Below are 13,850 nucleotides of genomic sequence, written 5' to 3'. Positions count from 1 at the left end.
GCGCTGTGGACTAACAGCAACCCCCAATTGCGGCGAAACGCGGGCCGATGCTGATGGGCGGCGTGGCAAATGCAGGATTGACGCCGCGAATCTGGCAAGTTGGCGCGCTGTGCCGCGCCGTTGCTGATGCGCTGGAAGCAAGGTTCAACCCTGTCGCGGTTCGCGGGGAGGTTTCGGGCTTCTCGCGGCCGTCCAGCGGACATTTCTACTTTTCGATCAAGGACGGGCAAGGGCAAATCCGGTGTGCGATGTTCCGGCGTAGCGCATCGCTGTTGAACTTTGTGCCGCGTGACGGGGATCAGGTCGAGGTCTTCGGCCGGCTCGACGTCTACCAGCCGCGGGGCGATTTGCAGCTGATCGTTGAAAGCCTGTCCAGGGCCGGGCAGGGCGCGCTGTACGAGCAGTTCCTGCAACTGAAGGCCAGGCTTGAAGCGCAGGGTCTCTTCGACTCCGCACGCAAACGGCAGCTTCCCCTCATGCCCAGGGGCATCGGGCTTGTCACTTCGACCGGCGCAGCCGCATTGCACGATGTGGTCACTGCGCTGCGGCGGCGCGCGCCCCATGTGCCCGTGGTACTCGCACCTGCCCCGGTGCAGGGTGCGCAGGCGGCGGGTGAACTGGTGAAGGCGCTGCGGTCGCTGTATGCGTTGGCAGAGCGCGGCGAAATCGATGTGATCTTGCTGGTGCGTGGGGGCGGCTCGATCGAAGACCTGTGGTCGTTCAATGACGAGCAGCTTGCGCATGCGATCGTTGAAAGTCCTGTGCCGCTCGTCAGTGGTGTCGGGCACGAAACCGACTTCACCATCGCAGATTTCTGCGCTGACGTGCGCGCGCCCACGCCGACTGCGGCGGCAGAATTGGCAGCGCGCGCGCGCGATGCCTGGATGGATGAGTTGTTCGGCGTAGCGCAGGGCATGACTGGGGCGATTCGTCGCCGGCTGGATGTCGCGGCGCAGCGCACGGATCACGCCGCGTCAAGGCTGGGGCGTCCGCTGGGCCGCATCGCTACCCAGCAGTTGAGGCTGGGCTCCATGGCCCATCGCCTGGGTTACGCCGTGCGTTCGCGCGTTCAACACGAGGCGCAGGCACTCGACCACGCGAAGCTGCGGATGGAACTGATGGACCCCAAGCTGGTGCTCCAGCGCGGCTATGCGCTTCTGACCGATGAGACAGGCAAGCCGGTCACCAGCGTGAAGCAGGCCGTTGTGGGCCAGAACCTGGTCGCGACCCTTGCCGACGGGCAGGTACCGGTCACGGTTACGCCATCGGCCTGATTTAGTTCATAGAATCGTCGGCTGAAGTCCGACCCATAACCTCAAGAGGAAAAGCCAAGCCATGGAACACACCCTTCCCCCGCTCCCGTACCCGATCGATTCGCTCGCGCCCCACTACTCGAAGGAGACGCTGGAGTTCCACCACGGCAAGCATCACAACGCCTACGTGGTCAACCTCAACAACCTGCAAAAGGGCACTGAGTTCGAGAACATGTCGCTTGAGGAGATCATCAAGAAGTCCTCTGGTGGCATCTACAACAACTCCGCGCAGATCTGGAACCACACGTTCTTCTGGAACTGCATGAAGCCCGCAGGCGGTGGCGAGCCGACCGGCGCGCTGGCCGATGCGATCAACAGCAAGTGGGGCAGCTATGCAGCGTTCCGCGAAGCTTTCGTGAAGTCCGCCGTTGGCAACTTCGGTTCAGGCTGGACATGGTTGGTGAAAAAGCCCGATGGCAGCGTTGACATCGTGAACACCGGCGCCGCCGGCACGCCGCTGACCACTGCAGACAAGGCACTCATGACGGTTGACGTCTGGGAACACGCCTACTACATCGACTACCGCAACCTGCGTCCGAAGTTCGTCGAGACCTATCTCGACAAGCTGGTGAACTGGGACTTCGCGCAGAAGAACTTCGGCTGATCGACACACCTGTCTTTCAGGCTGTCATTGCGGACGCGATCCGCAATCCATCTTCGATCCGGCGCCGTCGCCGTTTTGCGGTGGATGCCGGATCAAGTCCGGCATGGCGGCGAGCTTACCGTGCCTTGAAGGGCTCGCCGGCCAGTTTCGCGCCGGCCTTGATGCCCTTCTTGCCAAACCATCCCGTATTCATTTCCAGCACGTAGCGCACGGGCTTTGTGGAGCAGTGCGAGTCGAGCGTCTGCGGCTTCATCTCGTCGATGTTGACGATGGTGCCGTCGTCCGCGACGAAGGCGATCGCCAGCGGGAGCAGGGTGTTTTTCATCCAGAAGCACTGCTGGGTGGGCTGCTCGAAAATGAACAGCATGCCTTCGTGCTGGGGCATCTCCCTGCGGTGCATGAGGCCCGTCTGGCGCTGCTCGTTGGTCTGCGCAACCTGGGCTTCGATCTGATGCATGCCGGCTGAGAGCTTCACCCGCGGCAGGTTCATTTGCGGCCCTTCCTGCGCGAATGCAGGAGACAGGGCGATGGAGGCAGCCAGTGCGGCAACGAACGACAGTGCTTTGTTCATGGGTGATATTTTGACGCGCCAATGAAAATGCCCGCGCGAAGCGGGCATTGAGGCAATGAAAGGTCGCACGGATGCGACTTTCTTTTGCGGGTAATTAAGCAGCCTTCTTTGCAGCAGCCTTCTTGGTCTTCTTGGGGGCCTTCTTTGCGGCCTTCTTTTCAGCCTTTGCAGCGGGCTTGGCTTCTTCCTTCTTCTCGACCTTGGCGCCGGAGGCGGCGGCCATCGGGGCGCCGGCGTGCGAAGCTGCGAAAGCGGTGGAGACGGCGAAAATGGATGCGACGAGGGTTGCGAGCAGCTTGGTCATGGAAGGTCCTTCAATGTTGTGATGATTTTTTTGAAATCCTCCCAATTGCTCGGAAGGCTCATCCCTAATGAGTCGTCTGGCGCAGCGGTTGACACCGGTGCACAAGTAAAAACGCCCGCTTGGAGCGGGCGTTTTCAAGAGAGCCTTGAATTACTTCTTGGCTTCTTCCTTCTTGGCTTCAGCCTTGGCTTCCTTCTTGTCCTTCTTGGCGTCAGCAGCAGCTACTGCCTTGTCCTTCTTGGCTTCGGCGGCGGCCTTTTCAGTCTTCTCGACAGCCTTGGCTTCCTTCTTTTCTGCCTTGGCGTCAGCCTTGGCTTCTTTCTTCTCGGCCTTGGCTTCGGCCTTCATTTCCTTCTTCTCGGCCTTGACTTCTGCCTTGGTGGCGGCGGAAGCGGCGACAGCCGGGGCTGCAGCCTTGCCGGAAGCAGCTGCCATCGGGGCGCCAGCGTGCGAAGCAGCAAACGTTGCGGTTGCGAAGAGCGTGGCGACCAGGGTAGCGAGGAGCTTGTTCATGGGGTAATTCCTATGTGACTGACTTTGGATGATGCTGCCTGAAGCAGGCTGCACCCTCGGCAACGCGGCATCCAGCCCATCGGTTGACATCCACTGCACAGTTGCAAGGTGCAGGACAGTTTCAAGGCTAGAATTCGAGGGTTTTCCCCGCATGGCGGCAAGGCCGCACAGTAGTTCCACCCCCCGGAGACGTTCCCCCATGTATCAGCACATCAAGGTGCCTGCCGAAGGCCAGAAGATTACCGTCAACGCCGACACGTCGTTGAATGTTCCCGATCAGCCGATCATTCCCTTCATCGAGGGCGACGGCACCGGCCTGGACATCACCCCCGTCATGCTCAAGGTCGTCGATGCGGCCGTGGCCAAGGCCTACGGCGGCAAGAAGAAGATCCACTGGATGGAGGTCTACGCCGGCGAAAAGTCGACGCAGGTCTACGGCCCCGATGTGTGGCTGCCTGAGGAAACGCTGGCTGCCGTGCGCGACTATGTGGTGTCGATCAAGGGTCCTCTCACGACGCCCGTTGGCGGTGGCATCCGTTCCCTGAACGTGGCCCTGCGCCAGGAACTGGACCTGTACGTCTGCCTGCGCCCGATCCAGTATTTCGATGGTGTGCCATCGCCGGTCAAAGAGCCGCACAAGACCCACATGGTGATCTTCCGCGAGAACTCCGAAGACATCTACGCCGGCATCGAATTCGAAGCTGAAAGCGACAAGGCCAAGAAGCTGATCAAGTTCCTGCAGGACGAAATGGGCGTCAAGAAGATCCGCTTCCCGAATACTTCGGGCATCGGCATCAAGCCTGTTTCCAGCGAAGGCACAGAGCGCCTGGTGCGCAAGGCGATCCAGTACGCCATCGACAACGACAAGCCCAGCGTGACCATCGTGCACAAGGGCAACATCATGAAGTTCACCGAAGGTGGCTTCCGTGACTGGGCTTACGCCCTGGCCAAGAAGGAATTCGGCGCGGTCGAAATCGACGGCGGCCCGTGGATGAAGTTCAAGAACCCGAAGACGGGCAAGGACATCACCATCAAGGACAGCATTGCCGACGCGTTCCTGCAGCAGATCCTGTTGCGCCCCGCCGAGTACAGCGTGATCGCCACGCTGAACCTCAACGGCGACTACGTGTCTGACGCCCTGGCCGCACAGGTTGGTGGTATCGGCATCGCCCCCGGCGCAAACCTGTCCGACACTGTCGCGATGTTTGAAGCCACGCACGGCACGGCACCCAAGTACGCGGGCAAGGATTATGTGAACCCCGGTTCCGAGATCCTGTCGGCCGAAATGATGCTGCGCCACATGGGTTGGACCGAAGCGGCCGACCTGATCATCAGCTCGATGAAGAAGTCCATCCTGTCCAAGAAGGTGACCTACGACTTCGCCCGCCTGATGGATGGTGCGACGCAGGTGAGCTGCTCGGGCTTCGGCCAGGTGATGATCGACAACATGTAATTCGGCGTCGGGGCGGCGCAGCGCGTCGCCGGCGATTCGATCCCAAACCCCATGCGGTCCATTCGCATGGGGTTTTTGTTTTACGAAGCCTTGAAGCGCTCGTCGATCATGCGCGCGCGGCGGTCGAAGACGCGTTCGAGGTCGCTCGCCACCTTGCCTCCGCCGGCCAGTGCGCCCAGCCAGCGGGCAGGCAGTCGGTAGCGAACTGTGTCGCGCAACAGCGTGCCACCTGCCATCGGGATGAAGTCGTGCGTGTGCTCCCAAAGCGCGCCGAAGCCGCTGGCCCGCGCATCGATGAAGCGTCGCGGCGGGTCCCAGGCCTTCAGGTTCGCGGCACCGAAGAGGAAGGGGCGCAGGTCTGCTTCGGTTGTCGCAACCCACTGCTCCCACACCCGAAGGTGGACACCACCACGCAGCGGGGCGAGCAAATTTTCGAGTGCGGATTCGATCGTCTCGAACTGAAACCGGAACCCCGACGCCCGCGTTGCCATTGGCTCCACCCGCGTACTGCCAATCACGATGTCGGCCCGCTCCCCGAACATGACGGCGATCGCCGGCCGGGGCAAGGGCACGTTTTCGATCACGCCCAGCGACCGGCACAGTGCTTTTGTGAATTGCCGGTTGGTGGCCGGTTGCGGCGCCACGCCCTCCAGCACGCCTGAAGGTGCGGCATCGAGCGAGTGCATGAACAGGCCGATGATGTCTTCGAGGTGTATCCAGCTCATCCACTGCTTGCCCGATGCCAGCTGTCCAGCCAACGACAGCCGGAACATCGGCAGCATCTTGCCAAGCGCGCCGCCGTCCCGCGCCAGCACGACGCCCGTGCGCACAATCGGTACGCGCATACGGGGGCGCTGCGTGGCGAGCGGTTCGAGCGTGTCTTCCCAGGCTTTGACGAAATCCGCGGCGAAGCCCGATCCCTTTGCGCTGGATGCGGTCAGCCGCTCGTCGCCGCGCTCGCCGTAGTAGCCGATAGCCGAGCCTTGCACGAAGGCGGCCACACCATGCCCGTGCTCCAGGACCGCGCGAACCAGCTGCTGCGTGCCCAGAACCCGCGAGTCGCTGATCAGCTGCTTCTGTGCTGTCGTCCAGCGCTTGTCGGCGACCGGCTCACCGGCCAGGTTCACGACGGCATCCACGCCGTGAAGGGCTTGCGCGGGCACGGCACGGGTATGGTCCCAGGCATGGCAGGTGGCAGGAAACGGCAGCCGCCTGCGTGCCGCGCTCACGTCGCGAACCAGGCAGACGAGTGAATCGCCACGCGACGCGAGTGCCTTTCCCAGTTCGCGTCCGATCAGCCCCGTGGCGCCGGTCATCAGGATACGCATGACACCGCCTTCATGGAGCTTGCCGCACGGCCAGCCAGACTTCGTTGCGTCGCATGAACCACGGCGTGAAGGGCGCGTTGTAGCGGGCCAGCACGGGCTCACCTTGCGTGGCAACGCCGGCCTTGTCGAGCGCGGCCTTCAACAGGCCCAGGTGCTCGTCATAGTTGGATTGGGACCAGGTGCCCGAATAGCGGATCACGGCCCATTGGGCCGCTTGAACCAGGCGCAGTTGCACGCGAGGGTCCAGGGGTTGCGGTGCAGATTCCAGTGTCACACCCTTGGGCAGGACGAACTGCACCCGCATGCCGCCTGCGACCGCAGCCTGCGTGACCGGCGCGGTCATTGCCATCTTCACTGGCACGGCGCTCTGGGTCACAGGCGCGGTCATCGCAAATTTCTTTTCTCCCTTGTTCTTGCCGAAGATGTAGCCGGCCAGGATCGGGAACGCCTGGTTGCCGGCCTCGTCCGCGCTGGCATCGAGTACGACCTCGGCCACGACATACGGGGCGTATTGGCGCACTTCCACCTGCTCGAGCTTGCGCACGACTTCGTAGTCCGGCTCTTCGATGGCGTGGCTTGCGAGCGGCATGGCAGCAAATAGGAGTCCGAGGAATTTGTGAAGGAGGGTAGGGGGGAGGGTGGGGGGTTTCATGGTGTGGTGTGTCCGGGTTGTTCAGGGCGCGGCAGGAGCATTCCTTCGTGCAACGCGACATATTCCAGCGCCTGCTCAAAGCGGATGCGCGAGCTGCTCGCCACCTGCTGCAGATAGGCATGCAATTGCGCGTCGCCCGTGCTGAGGTTGCGGCACTCGGCGCTGTAGGCCTCGAAGTGCGCGAGTTGCATCAACAGCTCGGCCACATGGCGCGGGCACTCGCAGGCGATGGTCGATGACATCGCGGAAAAGTCCGAAAGCGCGGCGTCGTCCCAGCGGCGCGGTTGCGTGGCGGGATCGGCATGCACCGGCTCGCGCGGGGCCGTGCTGGCTGTCAGCCTCGCGTTCAAAACACCTTGCAACCATTGGCCGACCACGATGTCGTTCTGCGGTTCGCGCAACAGGGCAATGCCGGCCGTTGCCAAGGCTGCGCAGGTCGATTCGGCAGCGAAGCGATACAACACCGCTTTGGGTGTGGTTGCAAGCGACGGCGCCCCAGCTTGCAGCGCGGCCAGCCAGCCTTCGTGCACGCGTGGCTCGTGCATCACCAGTGCGTCGGCTGGCTCGTCCTGCAAGGCAGCGGCGGCCTGTGCGGCGTCCTGGAACGGCCCCACCAGCCGCACCGGCCGCGAAAGCCGTTGCACCAGAGCGGGTTTTTGAAGCCGTGCATATAAGGCAGTGCCAATGACCGCCACGCGCCAGGGTTGGGTCGGCGCCGGAAGTTTGTCGGACGGTTGTTCGCTGTGGCGCGTCACCGAGATGGCGGCATGGGTGTTGGCGACCTGCTGGAGTTGCTCCATGTCCAGCCGTGCCAGGCTGCCGATGGCGTGACCGAGGTCGGTCAGCTGTTTCAGCGCGGCCAGGCGCCGCACGTCGTCCGCCGAATACAGGCGCTGCCCGCTGGCCGATAGGCTCGGCTGCGTCACGCCATAACGCCTTTCCCAGACACGCAAGGTGGCTACCGGCATTTGCAGCATCCGGGCCACTGCGCCGCTGCGGTGTCCCGTGGTGGACCTGGATTTTTCGGGTAGTTGAGGTGATGTGGTCTTCTTCATATTTAATTCCAGTGAATCGGAATTGACGCCAATTTTATCGGATAAATGACCATAAATTCAGAAGTGAATTGGTATTGAATTGGATGTGCGTACAATCACGGCCATGAACCGAGTCTCGCCACCCAAAGTCGTCGTCATTGGCGCAGGCATCGCCGGAGCGGCCTGCGCCCGGGCCTTGGCCGATCAAGGCTTCGACGTCCAGGTCGTGGACAAAGCCCGGGGGGCGGGCGGCCGATTGGCGACCCGGCGACTTGAGTGGCTCGATGGCGAGGGCAACCGCCGCATGACCCGGTTCGATCACGGCGCGCCAGCCTTCAGGGCGGACGATCCCGCATTCCAGCAATTCCTGCGCACTGCTTTCCCACCAGACGCGTTGGTGCAGTGGAGTCCGGCAGGCCCTCGCGGCAAGCGGCCCTCGGGCGATATCGGGTCGCAGTGGTTGCCCGCGCCGGATATGCCTTCGCTTTGCCGCTGGTTGCTGCGCGACTTCACGGCGACCTGGTCTTTTCCCGTGGATCGGATTCAGAAAGGACCGCTTGGCTGGCAGATTGAAGCAGCGGGTGCGACGCTTGCCGGACACTTCGATGCCGTGGTGCTGGCCTTGCCTCCTGCCCAGGCCGCGCCACTGATTGCTGCTCACCGGGGCGATTGGGCTCAAAGCGCATCGCCTGTCCCCATGCAACCCCGCTGGACGCTGATGGGCGTGGCCCGCAGCCCGGTGAATGGCGGCATCGGTGACGCCGGGCAACCCGAAGACGGTCCTTTGGGCTGGGTCATGCGCAATGACGCCAAGCCCGGCCGCGAGTCCCGACCCGATGAAGCGCATTGGGTTGCGCACGCACGTCCTGCCTGGAGCCTTGAACACATCGAACAGCCGGCAGCGTGGGTTCAGGCCCAGATGCAGGCTGCGCTGCAGGATTGGCTGGGTGAGCCCATCCTGTGGCAGCACGCCGTGGTGCATCGCTGGCGCTATGCCATGCCACCGTCCGCGGCAGCAGGAGCATCAACAGATGCGCCTCAGCGGTTCTGGTGGGACGGCGCCCTGGGCCTGGGTGTGTGTGGCGATTTCTTTGGCAGCACCGGCGTCGAAGGCGCCTGGCAATCTGCGCAAGCCTTGTTCGAAGCGATGCGGCGTGAGGCGGCCTTTACGCCCCCAGCGTCCGCTACATGATTTTTCACAACGATCCTCCAAGGAGTTCTCCATGACCCAGTCGAACCAACGGCGCATCTTTCTCATGACCCTGGCCTCTGGCGTTGCCGGCGTCAGCACGCTCGCCCAGGCGCAGGCGCTTGTGGACGAAAAGGATCCGCAGGCCGCAACGCTGGGCTACGTGGCCGACGCCAAGCGCGTTGATACGAAAAAATTTCCGAAGTACGCCGCCGGTCAAGTCTGCTCGAACTGCGCGCTCTACAAGGGCAAGGCCACCGACAAGGCCGCCGGCTGCCCGCTGTTCGGGACAAAGCTGGTGCAGGGCGCCGGCTGGTGCAATGCCTGGGCCAAGAAGGCCTGATCCGGTGTGGCCCTGGCGATCGACTTGTGCCTTTGCTTGACGCATACGCCCCAACGATTGCTGCGGCGCACGCACGCATCGCCGCAGTGCGCCCGAATGCCTATGCGCGCACGCGCAACGCGCTCGACGGCGCAGTCAGCGGGCTGTCGCCTTACATCACGCACGGGTTGGTCTCGCTGACGGACGTGCTGGCTGGTGTAGCCGCACGGCACCCGCTGGCGGCGCAGCACAAGTTTGTTTACGAACTGGGTTGGCGAGCGTACTTCCGGCACGTCTGGGACCACCGCGGCGACGGCATCCTGGAGTCCATCCACGAGGGCTCGATGCCTGACGCGGCCTACGCCACCGAGCTGCCTGCCGACATCCGCCAGGGTTGCACTGGCATACCAGTGATCGATCAGGCCGTGCGCACGCTGTACGACACGGGCATGCTGCACAACCATGCGCGCATGTGGCTGGCGAGCTATGTCGTGCACGTGCGCAAGGTGCACTGGCGGTGTGGCGCGAACTGGCTCTATGGGCATTTGCTCGACGGCGATCTGGCAAGCAACCACCTGTCGTGGCAATGGGTGGCCGGCACGGGTAGCCACAAGCCTTACCTGTTCAACGCCGACAACGTGGCTCGTTACGCTCCGGTGTCATGGCACAGCCCAGGCAGCGTGATCGATGTGTCGTACGAGGCGCTGGACCAACTGACCCGACAACCGGCGCCGGCTTCCGGCAGCCCGGTGGGGTGGCCTTGCGCGACAGAGCCGCCGCTGGCCGGCGAACCCCCGCAGGATGTGGGCGCGGTTGCCCCCGATCCCAATCTCGTGAAAGGCAGGCAGGTGTGGCTCGTGCATCCGTGGAACCTCGGCCGGCTGCCTGAGCTGCCGCACGGCACACTGGTGCTGGGCGTGTTCGTCAGCGAATTTCATCGCACCTGGCCGTGGAGCGACAGGCGCTGGCGCTTCGTGGCCGCGCGGATGGCCGAGCTCACTTCCTGCTGCTGGCATGGGGACGCTGCAAGCATTCAGGTCGCCCTTGAGGGTGCCCAGCGCGTGAGCAGCGTTGAAGAGCCGCACCTGTCTGCGTGGTTGCCGAGCTGGGCTGAGTGCGACGCAGCTCCCACGTTGTTTGCGCCGGTAGACCGGCGCTGCGACTCGTTTTCGCAATGGTGGACTCGCGCGTCGCCCGGCCTGAGCAGACACACCGCAGGATGACGCAGCTATTTGGTCAGCATGTCTCCGTGCCCATGCCCGGTCGCGTGGAACTGCGGTGCACGAACCTTGGAGTGACGCTGTCTGTCCTGTGTCTGGATGGGTTGGGGTGTGTCCTGGCCGGGCTCCGCGAGGATGTTTTGTGCGAGCTGGCCCTTGGGGCCGTCTGTGACTTCAAATGACACGCGCGAACCCTGTTTGAGGGTTTTGAAACCTTCCATCGCGATCGCAGAGAAATGGGCGAACACATCCGCGCCGCCTCCATCGGGCTCGATGAACCCAAAACCCTTTGCGTCGTTGAACCATTTCACTGTGCCTGTCGCCATTTTTTTCTTCCCGCAGTTTTCCCAAATGCTTTTCGAAGTGTCCCGGAAATCAGGATGACCTGTCAACTTTTTCACTAACTGCGATTTTTGAAGCCGGCTTTCGTTGAATTGTCTTTTGCTGCGTCTGTTTTTGTGGTCGCAAGAGGCCGCAAAATGCTTTCGGCACAACGTATCTTGAATGTGACGAATCCATCTCCAATTCAACCGAAGGCTGCAGCAGCAAAGCGCGCTCGATAGAATGAAATTCATGGCAACCAAACCCCCCACGACCCCACCGGTTGCGCCCAAGACGCGCAAGCCGGCTGATGAAGGCGGGTCGGTCGTACTCGAGCGGCGCACCCAAAAGACCAAACCTCCCCAGATGTACCAGGTCGTCATGCTCAATGACGACTACACCCCGATGGAGTTCGTCGTGGTGGTCATTCAGGAATTTTTCAACAAGGACAGGGAGACGGCCACGCAAATCATGTTGAAGATCCACCTGGACGGAAAGGCGATCTGCGGAATTTATTCGCGCGATGTAGCCGCCACGAAGGTCGACCAGGTCCAGGACGCGGCCCGCCAGGCGGGTCATCCTTTGCAATGTGTGAGTGAACCGGTTGAATAACCGCGACTCGAACCGATTTACAGTAATCTGCAACAGTGTCAGTCAAGTCAAAGGCAAAGGAAATTTCATGATTGCCCAGGAATTGGAAGTCAGCCTCCACATGGCATTTGTGGAGGCACGCCAGCAGCGCCACGAGTTCATCACCGTGGAACACCTGCTGCTCGCCCTGCTGGACAACCCCAGCGCGGCGGAAGTGCTCCGGGCATGCTCGGCCAACATCGACGACCTGAGAAAGTCGTTGTCGAACTTCATCAAGGACAACACGCCCCAGGTGGCGGGGACCGATGACGTCGATACCCAGCCGACGCTCGGTTTCCAGCGAGTGATCCAGCGCGCCATCATGCATGTGCAAAGCACTGGCAATGGCAAGAAGGAGGTCACTGGCGCCAATGTGCTGGTCGCCATCTTCGGCGAGAAGGATTCGCACGCGGTCTACTACCTGCACCAGCAGGGCGTGACGAGGCTGGACGTGGTGAACTTCATCGCGCACGGCATCAAAAAGAGTGACCCGCCCGAGCCCACCAAGGGTGGCGAGGCTGCACCCAGCGAAAACGAAGAGGGTGGCGAGAAGAACGAGAAGGCTTCGCCGCTCGAGCAATTTACGCAAAACCTCAACCAGGCTGCCAAAGAGGGCAAGATCGATCCGCTGATCGGGCGCGAGTACGAAGTCGAGCGCGTGATCCAGATCCTGTGCCGCCGCCGCAAGAACAACCCGCTGCTGGTCGGTGAAGCCGGCGTTGGCAAGACGGCGATTGCTGAAGGCCTGGCCTGGCGCATCACGCAAAAGGAAGTGCCGGACATCCTGGCCGAGTCGAACGTGTACTCGCTCGACATGGGCGCACTGCTTGCCGGCACCAAGTACCGTGGCGACTTCGAGCAGCGCCTGAAGGGCGTGCTCAAGTCCCTCAAGGACAAGCCCAACGCGATCCTGTTCATCGACGAAATCCACACCCTGATCGGTGCAGGCGCGGCGTCGGGCGGAACGCTCGATGCGTCGAACCTGCTCAAGCCTGCGCTCAGTTCGGGCGCGCTCAAGTGCATCGGCGCGACGACGTTCACCGAGTACCGCGGCATCTTCGAGAAAGACGCTGCCCTCTCGCGGCGTTTCCAGAAGGTCGATGTGGTCGAGCCGAGCGTGCAGGAAACCATCGAGATATTGAAGGGCCTGAAGTCGCGCTTCGAAGAGCACCACAGCGTGAAGTACGCGGCTGGCGCGCTGCAGGCGGCTGCGGAGCTGTCGGCCAAGTACATTAATGACCGGCATCTGCCCGACAAGGCCATTGACGTGATCGACGAGGCTGGCGCTGCACAACGCATCCTGCCTGTGAGCAAGCGCAAGAAGACGATTTCCAAGACCGAGGTCGAGGAAATCGTGGCGAAGATCGCTCGTATTCCACCGGCCAACGTGTCCAACGATGATCGCAGCAAGCTGCAGACGATCGAGCGCGACTTGAAGAGCGTGGTGTTCGGCCAGGACAAGGCGCTTGAAGTGCTCGCGAGCTCGGTCAAGATGGCGCGCTCCGGTCTGGGCAAGGGTGACAAGCCGATCGGCTCGTTCCTGTTTTCGGGTCCGACGGGCGTGGGCAAGACCGAAGCGGCCAAGCAGCTTGCGTACATCATGGGCATCGAGCTGATTCGCTTCGACATGTCCGAGTACATGGAGCGGCACGCGGTATCGCGCCTGATCGGTGCGCCTCCGGGCTACGTCGGTTTCGACCAGGGTGGCCTCCTGACCGAGGCGATCACGAAGAAGCCGCACAGCGTGTTGCTGCTCGACGAGATCGAGAAGGCGCACCCGGACATCTTCAACGTGCTGCTGCAGGTCATGGACCACGGCACGCTGACGGACAACAACGGGCGCAAGGCCGACTTCCGCAACGTCATCATCGTGATGACGACCAATGCCGGCGCCGAGTCGCTGAACAAGACGACGATGGGCTTCACGAATTCGCGCGAGCAGGGCGACGAGATGGCCGACATCAAGCGGCTGTTCACGCCTGAGTTCCGCAATCGCCTCGACGCGATCGTGAGCTTCAAGGCGCTCGACGAGCAGGTCATCCTGCGGGTGGTCGACAAGTTCCTGCTGGTGCTGGAGCAGCAGCTGTCGGAAAAGAAGGTGGACGTGACCTTCACCGACGCACTGCGCAAGCACCTGGCCAAGAAGGGCTTTGATCCGCTCATGGGCGCGCGGCCGATGCAGCGCCTGATCCAGGACACGATCCGCCGTGCGCTGGCCGACGAACTGCTATTTGGCCGCTTGACCGACGGTGGACGCCTGACGGTGGACATCGAGGAAAAGAAGGACGAGAAGGGTGTCGATATTTCCGAGGTCAAGCTCGACATCCAGCCGCTGCCCAAGAAAGAAGGCAAGGCCAAGCCGGAACCGGAAGAGGTTTCCACCGGCGAGTAGGCCG

The 13,850-nt window shown here is 62.4% G+C and carries 15 protein-coding genes; 8 read left to right on the top strand and 7 right to left on the bottom strand.

Annotated features, from left to right (window positions below; genetic code table 11):
* Positions 1-53 precede the first annotated feature (53 nt).
* The gene (gene xseA / locus AQ12_RS03875; protein ID WP_048438726.1) at positions 54-1,274 is read left to right on the top strand and encodes an exodeoxyribonuclease VII large subunit; all 1,221 of its coding nucleotides are present in this window, start codon (positions 54-56) and stop codon (positions 1,272-1,274) included.
* A 61-nt stretch (positions 1,275-1,335) separates the two neighbouring features.
* Positions 1,336-1,917 carry a superoxide dismutase gene (locus AQ12_RS03870; protein ID WP_048438553.1) on the top strand — a complete coding sequence of 194 codons (582 nt, stop codon included), beginning with the start codon at positions 1,336-1,338 and terminating at the stop codon, positions 1,915-1,917.
* A 115-nt stretch (positions 1,918-2,032) separates the two neighbouring features.
* Here the strand turns inward: AQ12_RS03870 and AQ12_RS03865 are convergent, their stop codons facing one another.
* The 3 genes from AQ12_RS03865 to AQ12_RS03855 form a co-directional block, all read right to left on the bottom strand.
* On the bottom strand, positions 2,033-2,488 hold the full coding sequence (locus tag AQ12_RS03865; RefSeq protein ID WP_048438552.1) for a DUF192 domain-containing protein: 456 nt from the start codon (positions 2,486-2,488) through the stop codon (positions 2,033-2,035).
* Between the two features lie 94 nt (positions 2,489-2,582).
* A complete protein-coding gene (locus AQ12_RS03860) occupies positions 2,583-2,792 on the bottom strand; it encodes a hypothetical protein (RefSeq protein ID WP_048438725.1) in 210 nt (69 codons plus the stop codon).
* A gap of 150 nt (positions 2,793-2,942) precedes the next feature.
* Complete coding sequence (locus AQ12_RS03855) at positions 2,943-3,305, bottom strand: hypothetical protein (protein WP_048438551.1); 363 nt, start codon at positions 3,303-3,305, stop codon at positions 2,943-2,945.
* A gap of 199 nt (positions 3,306-3,504) precedes the next feature.
* Here AQ12_RS03855 and icd point away from each other — a divergent pair, with 199 nt between their 5' ends.
* Positions 3,505-4,758: an NADP-dependent isocitrate dehydrogenase gene (icd, locus tag AQ12_RS03850; protein WP_048438550.1), complete on the top strand. Its 1,254-nt coding sequence runs from the start codon at positions 3,505-3,507 to the stop codon at positions 4,756-4,758.
* An 80-nt stretch (positions 4,759-4,838) separates the two neighbouring features.
* Here the strand turns inward: icd and AQ12_RS03845 are convergent, their stop codons facing one another.
* From AQ12_RS03845 to AQ12_RS03835, 3 genes are read right to left on the bottom strand one after another with little or no spacing between them, the layout of a single operon-like run.
* Positions 4,839-6,086, bottom strand: coding sequence for a TIGR01777 family oxidoreductase (locus tag AQ12_RS03845; RefSeq protein ID WP_053076545.1), 1,248 nt, complete (start codon positions 6,084-6,086; stop codon positions 4,839-4,841).
* 10 nt (positions 6,087-6,096) lie between these two features.
* Positions 6,097-6,675, bottom strand: coding sequence for a heme-binding protein (locus tag AQ12_RS03840; RefSeq protein WP_048438549.1), 579 nt, complete (start codon positions 6,673-6,675; stop codon positions 6,097-6,099).
* Between the two features lie 59 nt (positions 6,676-6,734).
* Complete coding sequence (locus tag AQ12_RS03835) at positions 6,735-7,793, bottom strand: MerR family transcriptional regulator (protein ID WP_082151397.1); 1,059 nt, start codon at positions 7,791-7,793, stop codon at positions 6,735-6,737.
* Positions 7,794-7,896: 103 nt separating this feature from the next.
* Here AQ12_RS03835 and AQ12_RS03830 point away from each other — a divergent pair, with 103 nt between their 5' ends.
* From AQ12_RS03830 to AQ12_RS03820, 3 genes are read left to right on the top strand one after another with little or no spacing between them, the layout of a single operon-like run.
* A complete protein-coding gene (locus tag AQ12_RS03830; RefSeq protein WP_048438548.1) occupies positions 7,897-8,964 on the top strand; it encodes an NAD(P)/FAD-dependent oxidoreductase in 1,068 nt (355 codons plus the stop codon).
* A 31-nt stretch (positions 8,965-8,995) separates the two neighbouring features.
* The gene (locus AQ12_RS03825) at positions 8,996-9,304 is read left to right on the top strand and encodes a high-potential iron-sulfur protein (RefSeq protein WP_048438547.1); all 309 of its coding nucleotides are present in this window, start codon (positions 8,996-8,998) and stop codon (positions 9,302-9,304) included.
* A gap of 26 nt (positions 9,305-9,330) precedes the next feature.
* A complete protein-coding gene (locus AQ12_RS03820; RefSeq protein ID WP_053076544.1) occupies positions 9,331-10,506 on the top strand; it encodes an FAD-binding domain-containing protein in 1,176 nt (391 codons plus the stop codon).
* Positions 10,507-10,511: 5 nt separating this feature from the next.
* Here the strand turns inward: AQ12_RS03820 and AQ12_RS23465 are convergent, their stop codons facing one another.
* Positions 10,512-11,078 (bottom strand): cold-shock protein, encoded by a 567-nt coding sequence (locus AQ12_RS23465; protein WP_304413813.1) that lies wholly within the window; start codon positions 11,076-11,078, stop codon positions 10,512-10,514.
* Here AQ12_RS23465 and clpS point away from each other — a divergent pair.
* Together clpS and clpA are read left to right on the top strand one after the other, a co-directional pair.
* A complete protein-coding gene (clpS, locus tag AQ12_RS03810) occupies positions 11,068-11,436 on the top strand; it encodes an ATP-dependent Clp protease adapter ClpS (RefSeq protein WP_048438546.1) in 369 nt (122 codons plus the stop codon). The two genes, AQ12_RS23465 and clpS, sit on opposite strands and share 11 nt — an antisense overlap.
* Positions 11,437-11,503: 67 nt before the next feature.
* Positions 11,504-13,846, top strand: a complete 2,343-nt coding sequence (gene clpA / locus AQ12_RS03805) for an ATP-dependent Clp protease ATP-binding subunit ClpA (RefSeq protein ID WP_048438545.1) — start codon at positions 11,504-11,506, stop codon at positions 13,844-13,846.
* Positions 13,847-13,850 lie beyond the last annotated feature (4 nt).

Origin of the sequence: Caenimonas sp. SL110 (assembly GCF_001044395.1) — a bacterium.
GTDB lineage: Bacteria > Pseudomonadota > Gammaproteobacteria > Burkholderiales > Burkholderiaceae_C > Ramlibacter.
This window is presented reverse-complemented; position numbering and strand designations above follow the sequence as displayed.

What these genes read in the sequence shown, in the direction of transcription:
- xseA (WP_048438726.1), top strand. Translation starts at nt 54, where the DNA reads ATGGGCGGCGTGGCAAATGCAGGATTGACGCCGCGAATCTGGCAAGTT.
- AQ12_RS03870 (WP_048438553.1), top strand. Translation starts at nt 1,336, where the DNA reads ATGGAACACACCCTTCCCCCGCTCCCGTACCCGATCGATTCGCTCGCG.
- AQ12_RS03865 (WP_048438552.1), bottom strand. Translation starts at nt 2,488, where the DNA reads ATGAACAAAGCACTGTCGTTCGTTGCCGCACTGGCTGCCTCCATCGCC.
- AQ12_RS03860 (WP_048438725.1), bottom strand. Translation starts at nt 2,792, where the DNA reads ATGACCAAGCTGCTCGCAACCCTCGTCGCATCCATTTTCGCCGTCTCC.
- AQ12_RS03855 (WP_048438551.1), bottom strand. Translation starts at nt 3,305, where the DNA reads ATGAACAAGCTCCTCGCTACCCTGGTCGCCACGCTCTTCGCAACCGCA.
- icd (WP_048438550.1), top strand. Translation starts at nt 3,505, where the DNA reads ATGTATCAGCACATCAAGGTGCCTGCCGAAGGCCAGAAGATTACCGTC.
- AQ12_RS03845 (WP_053076545.1), bottom strand. Translation starts at nt 6,086, where the DNA reads ATGCGTATCCTGATGACCGGCGCCACGGGGCTGATCGGACGCGAACTG.
- AQ12_RS03840 (WP_048438549.1), bottom strand. Translation starts at nt 6,675, where the DNA reads ATGCCGCTCGCAAGCCACGCCATCGAAGAGCCGGACTACGAAGTCGTG.
- AQ12_RS03835 (WP_082151397.1), bottom strand. Translation starts at nt 7,793, where the DNA reads ATGAAGAAGACCACATCACCTCAACTACCCGAAAAATCCAGGTCCACC.
- AQ12_RS03830 (WP_048438548.1), top strand. Translation starts at nt 7,897, where the DNA reads ATGAACCGAGTCTCGCCACCCAAAGTCGTCGTCATTGGCGCAGGCATC.
- AQ12_RS03825 (WP_048438547.1), top strand. Translation starts at nt 8,996, where the DNA reads ATGACCCAGTCGAACCAACGGCGCATCTTTCTCATGACCCTGGCCTCT.
- clpS (WP_048438546.1), top strand. Translation starts at nt 11,068, where the DNA reads ATGAAATTCATGGCAACCAAACCCCCCACGACCCCACCGGTTGCGCCC.
- AQ12_RS23465 (WP_304413813.1), bottom strand. Translation starts at nt 11,078, where the DNA reads ATGAATTTCATTCTATCGAGCGCGCTTTGCTGCTGCAGCCTTCGGTTG.
- clpA (WP_048438545.1), top strand. Translation starts at nt 11,504, where the DNA reads ATGATTGCCCAGGAATTGGAAGTCAGCCTCCACATGGCATTTGTGGAG.